This is a genomic window from Flagellimonas ochracea, from assembly GCF_009903685.1.
In the GTDB taxonomy this organism is placed as follows: Bacteria; Bacteroidota; Bacteroidia; order Flavobacteriales; family Flavobacteriaceae; genus Flagellimonas; species Flagellimonas ochracea.
In genome coordinates, this window is record NZ_JAAABI010000030.1 from 1 (window position 1) to 530 (window position 530).

The window sequence follows — 530 nt, forward strand, 5'->3', positions numbered from 1 at the left end:
GTATCACTGGTTCAACAGTTTCTTTTCGCTGGTTCAAGATCCATCAATAGGCATTTAAGGATATTAAGAACTATACGAATCAGTTCCATAATCACTCACAAAGGCCTCTTGCATATGGCACTGTTCAACCACATATTAATGTTGTTACTGACGCATGTAGCATGGGCATCAGTGGTATTGTTTCATAAGAAAATGACTGGTGCACTACTACTGTGGCTGCTTTCTTCTCTGCAAAACTCAACCTAGCTCAGCAGAACTACCCTGTACATGAATTAGAGATGTTCATAGATGTAGAAACAATATGTCAGCATTGAGACATCCTCCAAGATTGTAAGTTTTTCTGGTACATGGATCATAAACCTTTACTACACCTCCTCGAACAAAAGTCTCTGAGTGATTGCCAGGCTCATTGGCTACAGCTCATTGCTGAATTCAACTTCGAAGTAATTTATGTCCCTGGTGTTGAGAACATTTTAAGTGACATGCTTTCTCACATGTATTCAAATGATTCATCTGGTACAGTACAGCAT

Annotated in this window: 1 protein-coding gene; it reads left to right on the plus strand. The window is 39.2% G+C overall.

The genetic code is table 11. The features are described from left to right. Positions 1-347 precede the first annotated feature (347 nt). On the plus strand, positions 348-530 hold a 183-nt coding region (locus GTQ34_RS16750; RefSeq protein ID WP_208103918.1), incomplete at its 3' end, for a ribonuclease H family protein.